At 75.6% G+C, this 14,923-nt stretch carries 12 protein-coding genes and 1 pseudogene; 11 read left to right on the forward strand and 2 right to left on the reverse strand.

Annotation, left to right across the window (positions count from 1 at the left end):
* The first annotated feature begins 167 nt into the window (after positions 1-167).
* From ACH4F6_RS04250 to ACH4F6_RS04285, 8 genes are all read left to right on the forward strand, one after another.
* Positions 168-1,172, forward strand: a complete 1,005-nt coding sequence (locus ACH4F6_RS04250) for a sugar ABC transporter substrate-binding protein (protein WP_397958343.1) — start codon at positions 168-170, stop codon at positions 1,170-1,172.
* A complete protein-coding gene (locus ACH4F6_RS04255) occupies positions 1,169-2,212 on the forward strand; it encodes an ABC transporter permease (protein ID WP_397958344.1) in 1,044 nt (347 codons plus the stop codon). The genes ACH4F6_RS04250 and ACH4F6_RS04255 overlap by 4 nt, the downstream gene beginning before the upstream one ends.
* Positions 2,209-3,066, forward strand: a complete 858-nt coding sequence (locus ACH4F6_RS04260) for an ATP-binding cassette domain-containing protein (protein WP_397958345.1) — start codon at positions 2,209-2,211, stop codon at positions 3,064-3,066. Before ACH4F6_RS04255 ends, ACH4F6_RS04260 begins: the two co-directional genes overlap by 4 nt.
* A gap of 136 nt (positions 3,067-3,202) precedes the next feature.
* Positions 3,203-4,351 carry an ROK family glucokinase gene (locus tag ACH4F6_RS04265; RefSeq protein WP_397958346.1) on the forward strand — a complete coding sequence of 383 codons (1,149 nt, stop codon included), beginning with the start codon at positions 3,203-3,205 and terminating at the stop codon, positions 4,349-4,351.
* Positions 4,348-4,941: a sugar kinase gene (locus ACH4F6_RS04270; RefSeq protein ID WP_397958347.1), complete on the forward strand. Its 594-nt coding sequence runs from the start codon at positions 4,348-4,350 to the stop codon at positions 4,939-4,941. The genes ACH4F6_RS04265 and ACH4F6_RS04270 overlap by 4 nt, the downstream gene beginning before the upstream one ends.
* 133 nt (positions 4,942-5,074) lie before the next feature.
* The gene (locus ACH4F6_RS04275) at positions 5,075-7,906 is read left to right on the forward strand and encodes an SNF2-related protein (protein ID WP_397958348.1); all 2,832 of its coding nucleotides are present in this window, start codon (positions 5,075-5,077) and stop codon (positions 7,904-7,906) included.
* Positions 7,906-10,488 (forward strand): SWIM zinc finger family protein, encoded by a 2,583-nt coding sequence (locus tag ACH4F6_RS04280; protein WP_397958349.1) that lies wholly within the window; start codon positions 7,906-7,908, stop codon positions 10,486-10,488. The genes ACH4F6_RS04275 and ACH4F6_RS04280 overlap by 1 nt, the downstream gene beginning before the upstream one ends.
* 42 nt (positions 10,489-10,530) lie before the next feature.
* Complete coding sequence (locus tag ACH4F6_RS04285; protein ID WP_397958350.1) at positions 10,531-10,707, forward strand: hypothetical protein; 177 nt, start codon at positions 10,531-10,533, stop codon at positions 10,705-10,707.
* A gap of 96 nt (positions 10,708-10,803) precedes the next feature.
* Here ACH4F6_RS04285 and ACH4F6_RS04290 read toward each other — a convergent pair whose 3' ends face one another.
* Positions 10,804-11,178, reverse strand: a complete 375-nt coding sequence (locus tag ACH4F6_RS04290) for a hypothetical protein (protein WP_397958351.1) — start codon at positions 11,176-11,178, stop codon at positions 10,804-10,806.
* A gap of 466 nt (positions 11,179-11,644) precedes the next feature.
* Here ACH4F6_RS04290 and ACH4F6_RS04295 point away from each other — a divergent pair, with 466 nt between their 5' ends.
* The 3 genes and pseudogenes from ACH4F6_RS04295 (at position 11,645) to ACH4F6_RS04305 (ending at position 14,264) form a co-directional block, all read left to right on the forward strand.
* Entirely contained in the window at positions 11,645-12,550 is a 906-nt protein-coding gene (locus tag ACH4F6_RS04295) for a universal stress protein (protein ID WP_397958777.1), read from the forward strand.
* A gap of 58 nt (positions 12,551-12,608) precedes the next feature.
* A pseudogene (locus ACH4F6_RS04300) lies at positions 12,609-13,010 on the forward strand (universal stress protein); the annotation flags it as partial.
* Positions 13,011-13,223: 213 nt separating this feature from the next.
* Positions 13,224-14,264 (forward strand): 2-hydroxyacid dehydrogenase, encoded by a 1,041-nt coding sequence (locus ACH4F6_RS04305; protein WP_397958352.1) that lies wholly within the window; start codon positions 13,224-13,226, stop codon positions 14,262-14,264.
* Positions 14,265-14,364: 100 nt separating this feature from the next.
* Here ACH4F6_RS04305 and ACH4F6_RS04310 read toward each other — a convergent pair whose 3' ends face one another.
* Entirely contained in the window at positions 14,365-14,829 is a 465-nt protein-coding gene (locus tag ACH4F6_RS04310; RefSeq protein ID WP_397958353.1) for a Crp/Fnr family transcriptional regulator, read from the reverse strand.
* Positions 14,830-14,923 lie beyond the last annotated feature (94 nt).

A 14,923-nucleotide genomic window follows, 5' to 3' on the forward strand; every position in this document is an offset into this window, starting at 1 on the left:
GCCGCCGTGCCCCGGCCGGGCGACCGAATGTCCGGACAAGGTGACCGCCGGGCGGTCCCCGGCCGCGGAACCTCCGAGGCCCGTGTTCGATACTGGGGCGTTTGCGTCCGGTGAGCGGTCACCGGACGCGCGCGTACGACAGGACACGGCAAGAAGGGCACGGCCTCGTGGCACGGTTTCGGACCTGGGCAGGGATCGCGTTGGCGGGGGTGGTGTGCGTCTGTCTCGCGGGGTGCAGCAGCACCGGCGGCAAACGCGCCGAGGACGCCCGCGAGGCCGCGGCGGCCCAGGGGAAGGCGGCGGTGAACACCCCCCGCTGGACGTTCGCGATGATCACCCACTCGGGGGACGGCGACACCTTCTGGGACATCGTCCAGAGCGGCGCCGAGCAGGCCGCCCTCAAGGACAACATCGACTTCCTCTACTCCCACGACGACGAGGCCCAGCAGCAGGCCCAGCTCGTCGACGCGGCGGTCGACAAGAAGGTCGACGGCATCATCGTCTCCCTCGCCAAGCCCGACGCCCTGAAGGCCGCGGTCGCGCGGGCCGTGCGGGCCGGCATCCCGGTGATCACGGTGAACTCCGGCTCGGCCGAGTCCGAGGCCTTCGGCGCGCTCACCCACATCGGCCAGGACGAGACGATCGCCGGTGAGGCCGTCGGCGAGGAGCTGAACGAGCGCGGCCGGAAGAAGGCCCTCTGCGTGCTGCACGAGCAGGGCAACGTGGGCCACGAGCAGCGCTGCGCGGGCGTCGCCGCCGCCTTCGCGGGCGAGGTCGACGACCTCTACGTCAACGGCACCAACATGCCCGACGTCCAGTCCGCGATCGAGGCCAAGCTCCAGGCCGACCCGTCGATCGACTCCGTCGTCACCCTCGGCGCCCCGTACGCCGACACCGCCGTGAAGGCCAAGCAGGGCGCCGGCAGCAAGGCCGAGATCGACACCTTCGACCTGAACGCCAAGGTGGCGGCCGGCCTGGAGGGCGGCACCCTCGGCTTCGCCGTCGACCAGCAGCCCTACCTCCAGGGCTACCAGGCCGTCGACCTGCTGTGGCTGTACCGGTACAACAAGGACGTCCTCGGCGGCGGCAAGCCCGTGCTGACCGGCCCGCAGATCATCACCGGGGACCAGGCGGCCGAGCTCGCCGCGTACACCGAGCGGGGCACCCGATGAGCGCCGGAACGGCCGGCGGGAGCACAGAAAAAACGTTTCTGCAAAGCTCGCCGCTGCGCACCCTGCTCGGCCGCCCCGAACTGGGCTCGGTCGTCGGCGCGGTCGCGGTCTTCGCCTTCTTCGCCGTCGCCGCCGACAGCTTCCTGCGCGTGAGCAGCCTCAGCACGGTCCTGTACGCGTCCTCGACGATCGGCATCATGGCCGTCCCGGTCGCGCTGCTGATGATCGGCGGGGAGTTCGACCTGTCGGCCGGCGTCATGGTGACGTCCTCCGCGCTGATCTCGTCGATGTTCAGCTACCAGATGACGGCGAACGTCTGGGCCGGCGTGGGGGTCTCCCTCCTCGCCACCCTCGCGATCGGCGCCTTCAACGGCTTCGTGCTCACCCGCACCCGGCTGCCCAGCTTCATCATCACGCTGGGCACCTTCCTCATGCTGACCGGCATGAACCTCGGCTTCACCAAGCTGATCGACGGCACGGTGTCGACGAAGAGCATCGCCGACATGGAGGGCTTCCCCACGGCGCGGGACGTCTTCGCCTCGACGCTGACCGTCGGCGGCGTCGACGTCAAGGTCACCATCCTGTGGTGGTTCGCGCTGGTCGCGGTGGCCTCCTGGATCCTGCTGCGCACCCGCGCCGGCAACTGGATCTTCGCGGTGGGCGGCAACCGGGACGCGGCCCGCGCCGTCGGCGTCCCCGTGAACAGGACCAGGATCGGCCTCTACACGGGCGTGGCCCTCGGCGCCTGGATCTCCGGCCAGCACCTGCTGTTCAGCTACGACGTCGTCCAGTCCGGCGAGGGCGTCGGCAACGAGCTGACCTACATCATCGCCGCCGTCATCGGCGGCTGCCTGATCACCGGCGGCTACGGCAGCGCGATCGGCTCGGCGGTCGGCGCGCTCCTCTTCGGCATGACGAGCAAGGGCATCGTCTTCGCCGAGTGGAACCCCGACTGGTTCACCTTCTTCCTCGGAGCGATGCTGCTCCTCGCGACCCTGCTCAACGCCTGGGTCCGCAAGCGCGCGGAGGCCACGAAATGACCGGCACACCGGTGCGCGGCGGCGACGACACGACCGGGACGCCGGCGCACGGCGGCGACGGCGCGACGGGGGCACGCGCGCGCACGGCGCTCGTCGAGCTGTCCGGCGTCAGCAAGCACTACGGCACCGTCCGCGCCCTCGAAGGCGTCTCCCTCGAGGTCCACCCGGGCGAGATCACCTGCGTCCTCGGCGACAACGGCGCCGGCAAGTCGACCCTCATCAAGATCGTCGCCGGGCTGCACCGGCACGACGGCGGCGTCCTGCGCCTCGACGGCGAGGAGACGACGTTCTCCTCCCCGCGCCAGGCCCTGGACCGGGGCATCGCCACGGTCCACCAGGACCTGGCCGTCGTCCCGCTGATGCCGGTCTGGCGCAACTTCTTCCTCGGCTCCGAGCCCACGAAGGGCGTGGGCCCCTTCAAGCGCATGGACGTCGACCTCATGCGCCGCACCACCCACGCCGAACTGCTGCGCATGGGCATCGACCTGCGGGACGTGGACCAGCCCATCGGCACCCTGTCGGGCGGCGAACGCCAGTGCGTGGCCATCGCACGGGCGGTGTACTTCGGCGCGAAGGTCCTGATCCTGGACGAGCCGACGGCGGCGCTGGGCGTGAAGCAGTCGGGAGTGGTCCTGAAGTACGTGGCGGCGGCACGTGACGAGGGGCTCGGTGTCGTGCTCATCACCCACAACCCCCACCACGCGTACCTCGTCGGGGACAGCTTCGTGCTGCTGCGGAGGGGCGCGACGGTGGGCTCCTACGCGCGCGACGACATCACGCTGGACGAGCTGACACGCCAGATGGCGGGCGGGAACGACCTGGACGACCTGCGCCACGAGCTGCAGCGGAGCTGAGGGCGCGGGCCGTGCCGGCCGGGTCCGCGCCGCGCGCCGCGACCGGCCGGCGAGCGTCCTCGTGCGCGCACCACGCGCCCGGCCCGTCGCCGCCCCGCACCCCACCCGCCATCCCGGTGAGGCAGAATCGGGCCTGATGAGCACCTACGGCAACTTCACCGCCCCCATCGGCTCCCGCCGGGCCCCCGCCCTGCGCACCGTGGGAACGCGCGAGCGTCGCTCGCACCTGACCGCGCCCCGTGTGCCGACCGTCGGCATCGACATCGGCGGCACCAAGGTGATGGCGGGCGTCGTCGACGCCGACGGCAACATCCTGGAGAAGGTCCGCACGGAGACCCCGGACAAGTCCAAGAGCCCGAAGGTCGTGGAGGACACGATCGCCGAGCTGGTCCTGGACCTGTCCGACCGGCACGACGTGCACGCCGTCGGCATCGGCGCGGCCGGCTGGGTCGACGCCGACCGCAACCGCGTCCTGTTCGCCCCGCACCTGTCGTGGCGCAACGAACCGCTGCGGGACCGCCTCTCCGGCCGTCTGTCGGTCCCCGTCCTCGTCGACAACGACGCGAACACCGCGGCCTGGGCGGAGTGGCGCTTCGGCGCGGGCCGCGGCGAGGACCACCTGGTGATGATCACCCTCGGCACCGGCATCGGCGGCGCGATCCTCGAGGACGGACAGGTCAAGCGCGGCAAGTACGGCGTCGCCGGTGAGTTCGGGCACATGCAGGTCGTGCCCGGCGGCCACCGCTGCCCGTGCGGCAACCGCGGCTGCTGGGAGCAGTACAGCTCCGGCAACGCCCTGGTCAGGGAGGCCAAGGAGCTGGCCGCCGCCGACTCGCCGGTGGCGTACGGGATCATCGAGCACGTCAAGGGGCAGATCGGCGACATCACCGGCCCGATGATCACGGAGCTGGCCCGCGAGGGCGACGCGATGTGCATCGAGCTGCTGCAGGACATCGGCCAGTGGCTCGGCGTCGGCATCGCCAACCTGGCCGCCGCCCTCGACCCGTCGTGCTTCGTCATCGGCGGCGGCGTGTCGGCCGCCGACGACCTGCTGATCGGACCCGCGCGGGACGCGTTCAAGCGCCACCTCACCGGCCGCGGCTACCGCCCCGAGGCCCGGATCGTGCGCGCCCAGCTCGGTCCCGAGGCCGGCATGGTCGGCGCCGCCGACCTGGCCCGCCTGGTCGCCCGCCGCTTCCGGCGCGCCAAGCGCCGCCGGGTGGAGCGCTACGAGCGCTACGAGCGGTTCACGGAGGCCGCCCGCCGGGCCCGGGACACCGCATGACGGCCGCGCTGCCGCACCAGGACGCGTCCCCGGCCCGGCCGTCGCGTCTGCGGGAGACCCGGTCGCACGTGATCCGCCGCAGGGCCCTCACCCTGCTGATCATCGTGCTGCTCATCGGCGTACCGGCCGGCTACCTGGTGATCTCCGCCAACCAGAGCCGGGACAGCGGCAAGGACAAGGAGGCGAAGTACTCGGCGACCGGCCTCACCGAGGGCTGGCCGTCCATGGTCCAGCGCCGCCTGTACCAGGTGCCGGTCCCGCACCCGTCGAACCAGGTCGCGTACTACGAGACGAACAACTGGAAGACCAGCCGCCTCTACGTGCAGTTCCAGACCACGCACGCCGGCCTGGACTCCTTCCTCGCCGAGCTCGGCCTCGGCCGGTCCGCCCTGGCGAAGGGCGACATCACCATCGGCGAGCGCGACCGGGACGTCACCGGCTGGACGTTCTCCGGGCCCGGCGCCCGCTCCGGCGACTACTTCGGCTTCGTCCACGCGCAGAAGGACCCGCAGCCGACGCTGGACGTCGTGGTGAACACCGGCAACCCGCTCTACCCCATGGTGTACGTCGTCTCCCGCACCGTCCCCTGACCCCGCACCGTCCCCTGACCCCGCGACGGCCGCCGGGCCCGGTCCGGACCGGCCGCCGGGGCCGGTTGTCAGACCCCGCCCGTAGAGTCGGAGACGACTGATCCGACACACGGGCGGGAGGTGGACACCGCGCATGAGCGACACGACCGCGCCCGCCGGGCGCACGGCGGAGCCGCCCGGCACGCGCCTGCCCGCCGTCTTCCTGCCCGCGGCCCTCCCGCGTGACGGCCGGATCGCCTTCTGGGACCCGGACGGCGGCCCCCTGCCCGCCCCGCCGGCCGCCGACCGCACCGAACTGACCGTCGTCCGCCGCCACGGCGCCGCCGTCCGCCGCCACCGGACCCCCGCGCTGACACTGCCCCTCGACCGGGCGCTCCCGCTGCTGGTGCGCGCCCGCCGCGACCCCGCCGCCCACCCCGCGACGGCCTGCTGGGGCGCGGCCGCGCTGCACGCGCTGGGGCTCACCGCCCGAGGCCGCCTGCTGCCCGGCCTGACCCCCGCCGGACACGACGCCTGGCGGGCCGGCCCGCTGGACCCGGAGGACGTCGCCCACCTGCGCGCGGTCGCCGCGGCCCTCCCGTACGAGGGGCACGCCGTCCCGCTGCCCGGCCCGGGACCGCTGCGCCTGCCCCGGCCGGAAGCCCTGGTGAGGTCCTTCCTCGACGCCGTCGCGGACACCCTGCCCCGCACCCCCGCCGCGCCGTACGCCTGCGGGAGGCCCTTCGCCGACCGCAGGCCGCAGCGCCTGCCCGGCGCCCACGACTGGGCGGCCGAGGTCGCCGCCGGCATGGACGCCGGCGTGCGGATCTCGCTGCGGCTGGACCTGGCCGCGTACGACCTGTTCGACGACGGCGCGGGAGCGCGCCGGGCCGGCGCCGCGGTCGTCCAGGTGCACAGCCTCGCCGACCCGACCCTGGTGACCGACGCGGCGGCACTGTGGGCGGGCGAGGCGGACGGCGCCTTCGGCGCCCGCGCGCGCGTGGACGCCGCCCTGGCCGTCCGGCGCGCCGCCCGCGTCTGGCCCCCGCTGGCCCGGCTCGCCGACCAGGACGCACCCGACGTCCTCGCCCTGTCCGAGGACGAGCTGGGCGACCTGCTCGGCGTGGCCGCGACCCGCCTCGCCGCGGCCGGGGTGGCCGTGCACTGGCCGCGCGACCTCGCCCAGGACCTGAGCGCGGCCGCGGTCGTACGGCCCGCCCCCGGCTCCGCGACCGACGGCACCGGCTTCTTCGAGAGCGGGGAGCTGCTCCAGTTCCGCTGGCAGCTGGCGCTCGGCGGCGACCCGCTCACCGAGGCCGAGATGGACACCCTCGCCGAGGCCCACCGCCCGGTCGTCCGGCTGCGCGACCAGTGGGTCCTCGTCGACCCCGCCCTCGTCCGCAGGGCCCGCAAACGCGAGCTGGGCCTGCTGGACCCGGTGGACGCCCTGTCCGCCGCCCTCACCGGCACCGCCGAGGTCGACGGGGAGACCGTCGAGGCGGTGCCCGTCGGCGCCCTGGCCGCCCTGCGCGACCGCCTCACCGGCGGCGTACGCCCCGCCGAACCGCCGGCCGGGCTGCACGCCACCCTGCGCGACTACCAGCTGCGGGGCCTGGCCTGGCTCGACCTCATGACCTCCCTGGGCCTCGGCGGCTGCCTCGCCGACGACATGGGCCTCGGCAAGACGATCACCGTCATCGCCCTGCACCTGAAGCGGGCCCGCAGCGAACCCACCCTGGTGGTCTGCCCGGCGTCCCTCCTCGGCAACTGGCAGCGCGAGATCACCCGCTTCGCCCCCGGCGTCCCCGTGCGCCGCTTCCACGGTCCCGACCGGACCCTGGACGACCTCGCCGGCGGCTTCGTCCTCACCACCTACGGCACCATGCGCTCGGCGGCCCCGGCACTCGCCGGGCAGTCCTGGGGCATGGTCGTCGCGGACGAGGCCCAGCACGTGAAGAACCCGTACTCGGCGACGGCGAAGGCCCTGCGCACCCTCCCGTCCCCCGCGCGCGTCGCCCTCACCGGCACCCCCGTCGAGAACAACCTCTCCGAGCTGTGGGCCCTCCTCGACTGGACCACGCCCGGCCTCCTCGGCCCCCTGAAGTCCTTCCGCGCCCGGCACGCGCGCGCCGTGGAGACCGGCGAGGACGAGGCGGCGGCGGAGCGGCTCGCCCGCCTGGTCCGCCCCTTCCTGCTGCGCCGCAGGAAGTCCGACCCCGGCATCGTCCCCGAGCTGCCGCCCAAGACGGAGACCGACCACCCCGTCCCGCTCACCCGCGAACAGGCCGCGCTGTACGAGGCGGTGGTGCGCGAGTCGATGCTCGCCATCGAGACGGCGGACGGCATCGCCCGCCGCGGCCTGGTGCTCAAGCTCCTGGGCGCCCTGAAGCAGATCTGCGACCACCCGGCGCTCTACCTCAAGGAGGAGACCCCCGCCACCGGCGACTCCCTCGCCGCCCGTTCCGGCAAACTCGCCCTCCTGGACGAGCTGCTGGACACCCTGCTCGCCGAGGACGGCTCGGCGCTCGTCTTCACCCAGTACGTCGGCATGGCCCGCCTGATCACCGCTCACCTGGCCGGCCGCGCGGTCCCCGTGGACCTCCTGCACGGCGGCACCCCGGTACCCGAGCGCGAGCGCATGGTGGACCGCTTCCAGAGCGGGGCGACCCCCGTCCTGGTGCTCTCGCTGAAGGCGGCCGGCACCGGACTGAACCTCACCCGCGCGGGCCACGTCGTCCACTTCGACCGCTGGTGGAACCCGGCCGTGGAGGAGCAGGCCACCGACCGCGCCTACCGCATCGGCCAGACCCAGCCCGTCCAGGTCCACCGCCTCATCACCGAGGGCACGGTCGAGGACCGCGTCGCCGAGATGCTCGCCTCCAAGCGCGCCCTCGCCGACGCGATCCTCGGTTCCGGCGAGACCGCCCTCACCGAGCTGACCGACCGTGAGCTGACCGACCTCGTCAGGCTGCGGAGGGAGGCGTGATGGAGGAGCAGGACGCCCACCCGGCCGACGTGGCCCGCCGCGCGCTGCGCGCCGCACGGGAGAGGACGCAGGGCCAGCCGCCGGCACGGCCGGCGGGCCCGGCACAGGAACGGCCCCGGCGGCTGGGGGGTCCGGCGCGGGACGAGGAGGCGACGCGGCGTCAGGACGGGCCGCGCGAGCAGGAACGGGAGCACGGCCGGTCGCCGGAGCCGGAGCCGGAGCAGGACGGGGCGCGAGGGCGGGAGCAGGAGGGGCCGCGGGTCCGGCCGGAGGGTCCGGCGCAGGAACAGCCTGTGGAGCAGTCGCGGGGGCAGGCGCGGAACCCGGAGACGGGGAGCCCGCAGGACCCGCGGCCGGAGCGTCCGCAGGACCCGCGGCCGGAGCGTCCGCAGGGGGAGGCGTCGGAGGACTCCTCGTCGGAGGGGGCGGGGGAGCAGTCGGCGAGTCGTCCCCCGAGGCCGGGTGACGCCGCTCGCGCGGCTCTGCGGCGTGCGACGGACGCCTCCCGGACGGGCGGTGCCGCCGAGCCGGACGCTCCCGCGGCAGCCGACGGGCCCCGCGCGTCACGGACCCCGACCGGCGCGCGCCCCGGTGACATCGCCCGCGAGGCCCTGCGGACGGCCCGTGCGCAGGCCCGGCAGGAGGCGGACCGGGCCGGGCGGCCCGGGGAGGAGACCACCCGCCGCACCCTCCGCGCGGACGCCCGCCCCGCGCCCGCGCGGCGCCCCGCCCGGACGCGTGACGCCGTCGCCGACGAGCGTACGCGCCACGTGCGGACCTTCCTCGCGGGAGCCTTCCGGATGCCGTCGGAGGGCACGACCGCGGGGAACGAGCCCACGGCGGACGAACCCACGGCGGACGAGCCCGGGCCGCTCGGCACCGGCACCCCCCGGTGGGCCGACCCGGAGACCCACGGGGCGGGTTCACCGGCCCCGGCGGGCGCTGATCCCGGCCCCGCCCCGAAGCCGCAGCCGACGCCGTCCCGCACCCCCGACGCCGAGCCCACCCCCGAGTCCACTTCCGGTCCCGAGGTCACCCCCGGTCCCGAGGTCACCCCCGGTCCCGAGCCCACTCGCGGCTTCAAGCCCTCTTCCGGCCCCGAGGTCACTGTCGGCGTCGGGACCGCCTCCGGCGTCGAGTCCACCCCCCGTCCCGAGTCCACCCCCCGTCCCGAGTCCACCCCCCGTCCCGAGCGCATCCACCGTTCCGAGTCCGCTTCCCGGCCCGAGTTCACTCCCGGCCCCGAGACCACCCCCCGCCCCGAGTCCCGGCCGACGCGCACCCCCGTCCCCACCATGGCCGCCCCCTCCCGCGACGGCGACCACCGCCGGACGTTCCCCCGCCTCCCGGCCCGGGCGGACGGGGAGGACGGCGGGTTCGCGGGGACGTGGTGGGGCAACGCCTGGATCACCGCCCTGGAGCAGGGCGCCCTGGACGCCAAGCGCCTGGCGCGCGGCCGAGATTACGCCGAGCAGGGACACGTCGACGCCATCACCGTCACCCCCGGTCTCGTCCTCGCCTACGTGCAGGGCAGCCGTCCCCGCCCGTACCGCGTGCAGGTACGGCTGCGCACCCTGCGCGACGAGGACTGGGAGCGCTTCCTGGACGCCGCCGTGGAGCGTCCCGGGCACATCGCCGCGCTGCTCGACAAGGAGATGCCCGAGTCCCTCGCCGAGTGCGGGGTGCCGCTGCTCCCCGGACCCGGGGACCTGGAGCCCCACTGCAGCTGCCCCGACCGGGGGCACCCCTGCAAGCACGCCGCCGCCCTCTGCTACCAGACGGCGCGTCTGCTCGACGCCGACCCGTTCGTGCTGCTCCTGCTGCGCGGCCGGGGCGAGCGCGAGCTCCTCGACGCGCTGTCCCGGCGCAACGCCACCCGGGCGGCCCGCGCCGCCCAGGAACAGGAGCCGGGGTCCCTGCCCGGCGTGCGGGCCTCGGAGGCACTCGCCCCCGACCGCGGGCTCCCGCCCCTCCCGCCCCCGGCGCCGGCGCCCCCGCACCCCGGGCAGCCGCCCGCGTACCCGGCCGTCCCCGACGGCCCCGACTCCTTCGCGCTGGACCAGCTCGCCACCGACGCGGCCGCCCGCGCCCACGCCCTGCTGACCACCGGTCAGGACGAGGCCGGTGCGCTGACCCTGTGGCAGGACGCCGTCCGCATCGCCGCGTCCCGCCCCGGCTCCGGGCTCACCGCCGCCACCCGCGCCCTCTACGCCTCCCTCGCCTCCGCGGCCGACCGCACCCCGGCCGACCTGGCCCGCGCGGTCGCCGCCTGGCGCCAGGGCGGCCCCGGCGGACTCGACGTCCTGGAGGAGCCGTGGGACCCGCCGGCCGGCCGTTTCGACCGGGCCCGCCCCCTCCTGCTCGCCGCCGACCTCCCCGCCTTCCGCCCCTGGCGCAACCACCTCACCCACCCCCGCGGCCACGTCCAGCTCCGCTTCGGCCGCGACGGGCTGTGGTACCCGTACGAGTCGGAGCCGGGCCGCGACGACTGGTGGCCGCGCGGCACCCCCGACCCCGACCCGGTGGGCGCGCTCACGGGTCTGGACGGCGCCGACGACGACGTGGGGCCGGAAACCTGGTAGTCAGCGGCGTGCAGCGGATCGTCGCGCAACGGACCGTCGCTCGTGCCGCGCGACCTGGAGCCGGGCACCGACGAGATCGTGTCGGACCGGCCCGCCTCGGCCGGGACCGGCGCGGTCAGCGCCGGCGGGCGCGACGTGGTCCTCCGGTCCGCGGCCGACGACCCCGTGCCCGGCGACACCGACGGCACGTCGGACGTCCTCGTCCGCCGCTTCTCCTGACCGCCCCGGCCCGCCGCCGCGGCCCCGCCCTCACCTCGTACGACGGCCCGGCCGGCGGGCGTCACCGGCCGGGCCGTCGCCCGACCCGCCGCGGACTCACGCGGACCGCGGGCCGCCGCGCCACGGCGGGGCCACCGGCCGGTGACCGTCGTCCCCCGCGTGCGCGGCCTTGTCGGTCCGGCGGCGCGACCGGTCCTGGAGCTGGTCCACGAGCCCCGTGCCCGTGGCCTCCTCGGCGAGGACGGCGACCTGCCGCCCGCCGACGTGCAGATCGGCCGTGGCCGACCAGGGGCGGGGCGCGTGGTGAGCGGCCGCCCGGACGGTCCGCACCTCACCGGTGACGGCGGGCAGTTCCGGCCGCCCCACGACGGCGTCGATCTTCGTCCGCGCGTACGCCAGGGTCTCCTCGTCCACCGGGCCGTCGGTGCGCAGCCGCACCGTGGGCGCGGCCTGGGTGCTGTCGCCGGTCATCGTGGGTTCCTCCTCGGGACGGGGGGACGTTCGGTTCGGTCCCCGCGGCGCTGCCGGGCAGTCGGAGGTCGGATGCCGAGGACCTCGTGGCGGATGTGCCGTGGCGGCACCTTCTGGGGAGCAGGCTCCCGGCCGCGCTCCGGCGGTGTTTCCCGGCGCCGGGCGAAGAGGGGCCGAACGGCCCCGTCGGTCCGGGCACTTCGGCCCCCGGCCCGCCCCGTCGCGGGGCCGCACGGCACCTGGACGGCCCGCCGGCCGGGCCGCCGACCGGTCCTGCCGGCTCCGCCCCGGCCGTCGCACCCGGGACCGTCTCCGCGCCGGGCCGGGGACCGCCGGACGAGGACGGGACGCGACCCGTTCCGGAAGGGGGCCGGTCGGCCCCGGGTGCGGGACCTGCGGTCTCTGCCCGGGGCCGTTCCCCGGAGGGGACGCTGTGATCGCAACCCCGATCCAGGAGGAGGACACCATGTCCCGCAACGTCACCGTGGGTCTCGACGGCTCGTCCGAGAGCCGGGCCGCCGCCGAGTGGGCGGCCCGGGAGGCGAAGTCGCGCGGTCTGCCGCTGCGGCTGGTGCACGTCTGGCAGCCCGTTCCGGAACCCATGACACAGGCCCCGGTCCTGGGCACGGAGACACAGCAGCACTGGAGCGAGCGGATTCCGCGCGAGGCGGCGGAAGGCGTCCGTCTGCGCCACCCGGGTGTGGAGGTGTCCGTCGAGCAGATCCCGGGCAACCCGATGGACAAGCTGGCCGAGGCGGCGCAGGACGCCGAGCTGCTGGTCCTCGGCTCACGCGGGCTGAGCGGGATCGGGGGGTTCCTCGTCGGGTCCGTGGGCATGTCGGTCATCGCGCACACGCAGACCCCCGTGGTCCTCGTGCGGGCCGGGGAACAGGCCGCCGACGAGCACGAGGCGGATCCGGCGGGCATCCCGTCCGCGGCCACCGCGTACCGGCCCGTGGTGCTCGGCCTCGACACCGGCCACCCGCACGACGCGGTGATCGCCTTCGCCTTCGAGGAGGCCGCCCGCCGCGGCACCGCGCTGAAGGCCGTGCACGGCTGGAACCTGCCGCCGTACTACGCCTACGCCCTCCCCGCGGACCTCGGACTCAACGCCGAACTGGGCCGGCAGGAGGCCGCCGCACTCACCGAGGTGCTGCGCCCCTGGCGGCAGAAGTTCCCGGACGTCGAGGTGGTCGAGGAGACCCGCATGGGCAGCCCCGCCGACCACGTCGTCGACGCCTCCCGCGAGGCGTCGCTGGTCGTCGTCGGCCGCCGGGTCCGCCGCGGCCCGCTCGGCGCGCACATCGGACCCGTCACGCACGCGGTGCTGCACCACGCCACCGCCCCCGTCGCCGTCGTCGCGCACGACTGACCGCACCCGAAGGAGTGGAGACCATGGACGCAGCGGCCGCCCGAGGCCGGCGTGGCCCCTGGTCGTGGGCGTGGACGGCTCCGAGCCGAGCCTGCGGGCCGCCGACTGGGCGGCCGACGAGGCCGCGCTGCGCGGCGTGCCGCCGCGGGTGGTGTACGCCTGCCTGTGGGAGCGGGACGAGGGCGCCGCGCTCGCCCGCGACATCGGCAGGCCGACCGTGCTGCCGCTGCCCCAGGACGTCGTCGGCGCCGCCGCTCGGCGGGCCCGCGCCCGGCACCCCGAACTGCGGGTGACCGCCGACGTGGTGTTCGAGGAGCCGGAGTACGCCCTGGTGCGCGAGGGGCGGGACGCCTCGGCGCTGGTGGTGGGCACCCGCGGCCGCGGCGGCATCACCGGGACGCTGCTCGGCTCCGTCGGCCTGGCCGTCGCCGCCCACGCCGACTGCCCGGTCGCCGTCGTACCGCACCGGGACCACGACGCCTGACCGGCACCGCGCGGGCGGCCCCGCCGCCCGCGGACCGGCACGGACGCGCGTCCCCGGTCCACGGCGGCCCGGCCGCCGGATCGCGCATCGCGGCGGCACGCCGTGGTACCACACGGAGGGCGGCGGCCGCTCGGGCTCCCCCGTCCTACGGTGGAGCGACGGCCACCCGCCCCGATGGGAGGAGAACACGTGGAGATCGTTGCGTACGGCGTCCTCGCGGACGAGGAGCCGCTGCTGCAGAAGGCGTTCGACCGGGCCTTCGGAGGCCGGCACGAGCTGCGCTGCCTGGGGCTGTTCCTGAACCGGGACACCGCCCCGACGGCCGCCGGCCACGAGGTCGTGCTCTGCAGCGTCAACGACACCCTGGACGCGGAGGTGCTGCGCTCGCTGGCCGACGGCGGCACGAGGATGATCGCCCAGCGGGCCACCGGCTTCAACAACATCGACCTGACGGTGGCCGAGGAACTGGGGCTGACGGTGGCCCGGGTGTCCTTCTACTCCCCGTACTCGGTCGCCGAGTTCGCCTGGGCGCTCGCCCTGGCCGTCGACCGCCGGATCGTCCGGGCCGCCCACCGCACCCGGGAGTTCGACTTCCGGCTCGACGGACTCATGGGCCGCGACCTGCACGGCCGGACGGCGGGGGTGGTGGGCACCGGGAAGATCGGGACCGCGTTCGCCCGCGTCGCCCACGGCTTCGGCATGCGGCTGCTGGGCTGGGACATCAGCGAGAACCCCGACTGCCGGGCCCTGGGCATGGAGTACGTGGCGCGCGAGCGGCTGTTCGCCGAGGCGGACCTGGTCAGCCTGCACGTGCCGCTCCTGCCGAGCACCCACCACCTGGTGGACGCCGAGGCGCTGGCGCTGATGAAGGACGACGCGATCCTGGTCAACTCCAGCCGCGGCGGCCTGATCGACACCGACGCCCTGCTGGACACCCTGCGGGCGGGGAAGCTGGGCGGTGTCGGCCTGGACGTGTACGAGGAGGAGGCCGGACTGTTCTTCCTCGACAAGTCCCTGGAGGTGATGACCGACGAACGCCTCGCCCGGCTGATGACCTTCAACAACGTCCTGATCACCTCGCACCAGGCCTACTTCACCCGGGACGCCGTCGAGCAGATCGCCGACACCACGGTCCGCAACGTCGACGACTACTTCGCCGGCCGCACCGGCGACGACACCCTGGTCGCGCCCTCGCCCGCGGACCACGACGGGACGGGGGCCCCGCGCTGATCCGGCGGCACCGCGGCCGGCCGGCCGCGGCCGCCGCCCCGGCCGCCGAGGGCGCCGCGGACCTCGGGTCCGGTCCCCCGCGCTCCGGGCGGCGGAGCGGTCACAGGAGGCTGCCCCTGCCGTAGGGGGCGTACAGGTCCAGCAGCCGGGTGCGCGCCGAGCGCAGGCGGTGGGCGAGGACGGCGCCCACCCACTGGGCGATGCTCGCGCCGAACGCGGGGTCGTCCCGGCACAGCGAGCGGATCGCGGTGGCGTCGAACTCGTAGGCGCGCACCGGGCTGGTCGCCTGGGCGCCCATGTGCCAGGTGTGCGGGGCGAACAGCCAGGAACAGCCGACGAGTTCACCGGGCCGGAGGGTCTCGATGACGGCGGCGCGCCGGCCGGGCACGCGCACGTCGAGGTCGACGCTGCCGGTACGGACGATCCAGAACCGGTCGGCGTGGCCGCCTTCCCGGAAGAGACGGCTGCCCTGCGGGAACGACACCTCGCGGGCGAAGCGCATCAGCCGGTCGCGGTGCTCGGCCGGCAACGTCCGCGACATGCCGGTGGTGGCGGGAGCGTTCATGGCGTGCCTCCAGTCAGGGCGTACGAACCTGCCGCGTCCAGCGTGCTCCGGCGTCCCGGGCCGGACCATGGGCCACCCGGCCCCCCGGCCGGGC

It is taken from the genome of Streptomyces sp. NPDC017936 (assembly GCF_044328485.1).
In the GTDB taxonomy this organism is placed as follows: domain Bacteria; phylum Actinomycetota; class Actinomycetes; order Streptomycetales; family Streptomycetaceae; genus Streptomyces.

Coding starts and splice junctions, on each gene's coding strand:
- ACH4F6_RS04255 (WP_397958344.1), top strand. CDS start 1,169: ATGAGCGCCGGAACGGCCGGCGGGAGCACAGAAAAAACGTTTCTGCAA.
- ACH4F6_RS04280 (WP_397958349.1), top strand. CDS start 7,906: ATGGAGGAGCAGGACGCCCACCCGGCCGACGTGGCCCGCCGCGCGCTG.
- ACH4F6_RS04295 (WP_397958777.1), top strand. CDS start 11,645: ATGTCCCGCAACGTCACCGTGGGTCTCGACGGCTCGTCCGAGAGCCGG.
- ACH4F6_RS04270 (WP_397958347.1), top strand. CDS start 4,348: ATGACGGCCGCGCTGCCGCACCAGGACGCGTCCCCGGCCCGGCCGTCG.
- ACH4F6_RS04265 (WP_397958346.1), top strand. CDS start 3,203: ATGAGCACCTACGGCAACTTCACCGCCCCCATCGGCTCCCGCCGGGCC.
- ACH4F6_RS04310 (WP_397958353.1), bottom strand. CDS start 14,829: ATGAACGCTCCCGCCACCACCGGCATGTCGCGGACGTTGCCGGCCGAG.
- ACH4F6_RS04275 (WP_397958348.1), top strand. CDS start 5,075: ATGAGCGACACGACCGCGCCCGCCGGGCGCACGGCGGAGCCGCCCGGC.
- ACH4F6_RS04290 (WP_397958351.1), bottom strand. CDS start 11,178: ATGACCGGCGACAGCACCCAGGCCGCGCCCACGGTGCGGCTGCGCACC.
- ACH4F6_RS04260 (WP_397958345.1), top strand. CDS start 2,209: ATGACCGGCACACCGGTGCGCGGCGGCGACGACACGACCGGGACGCCG.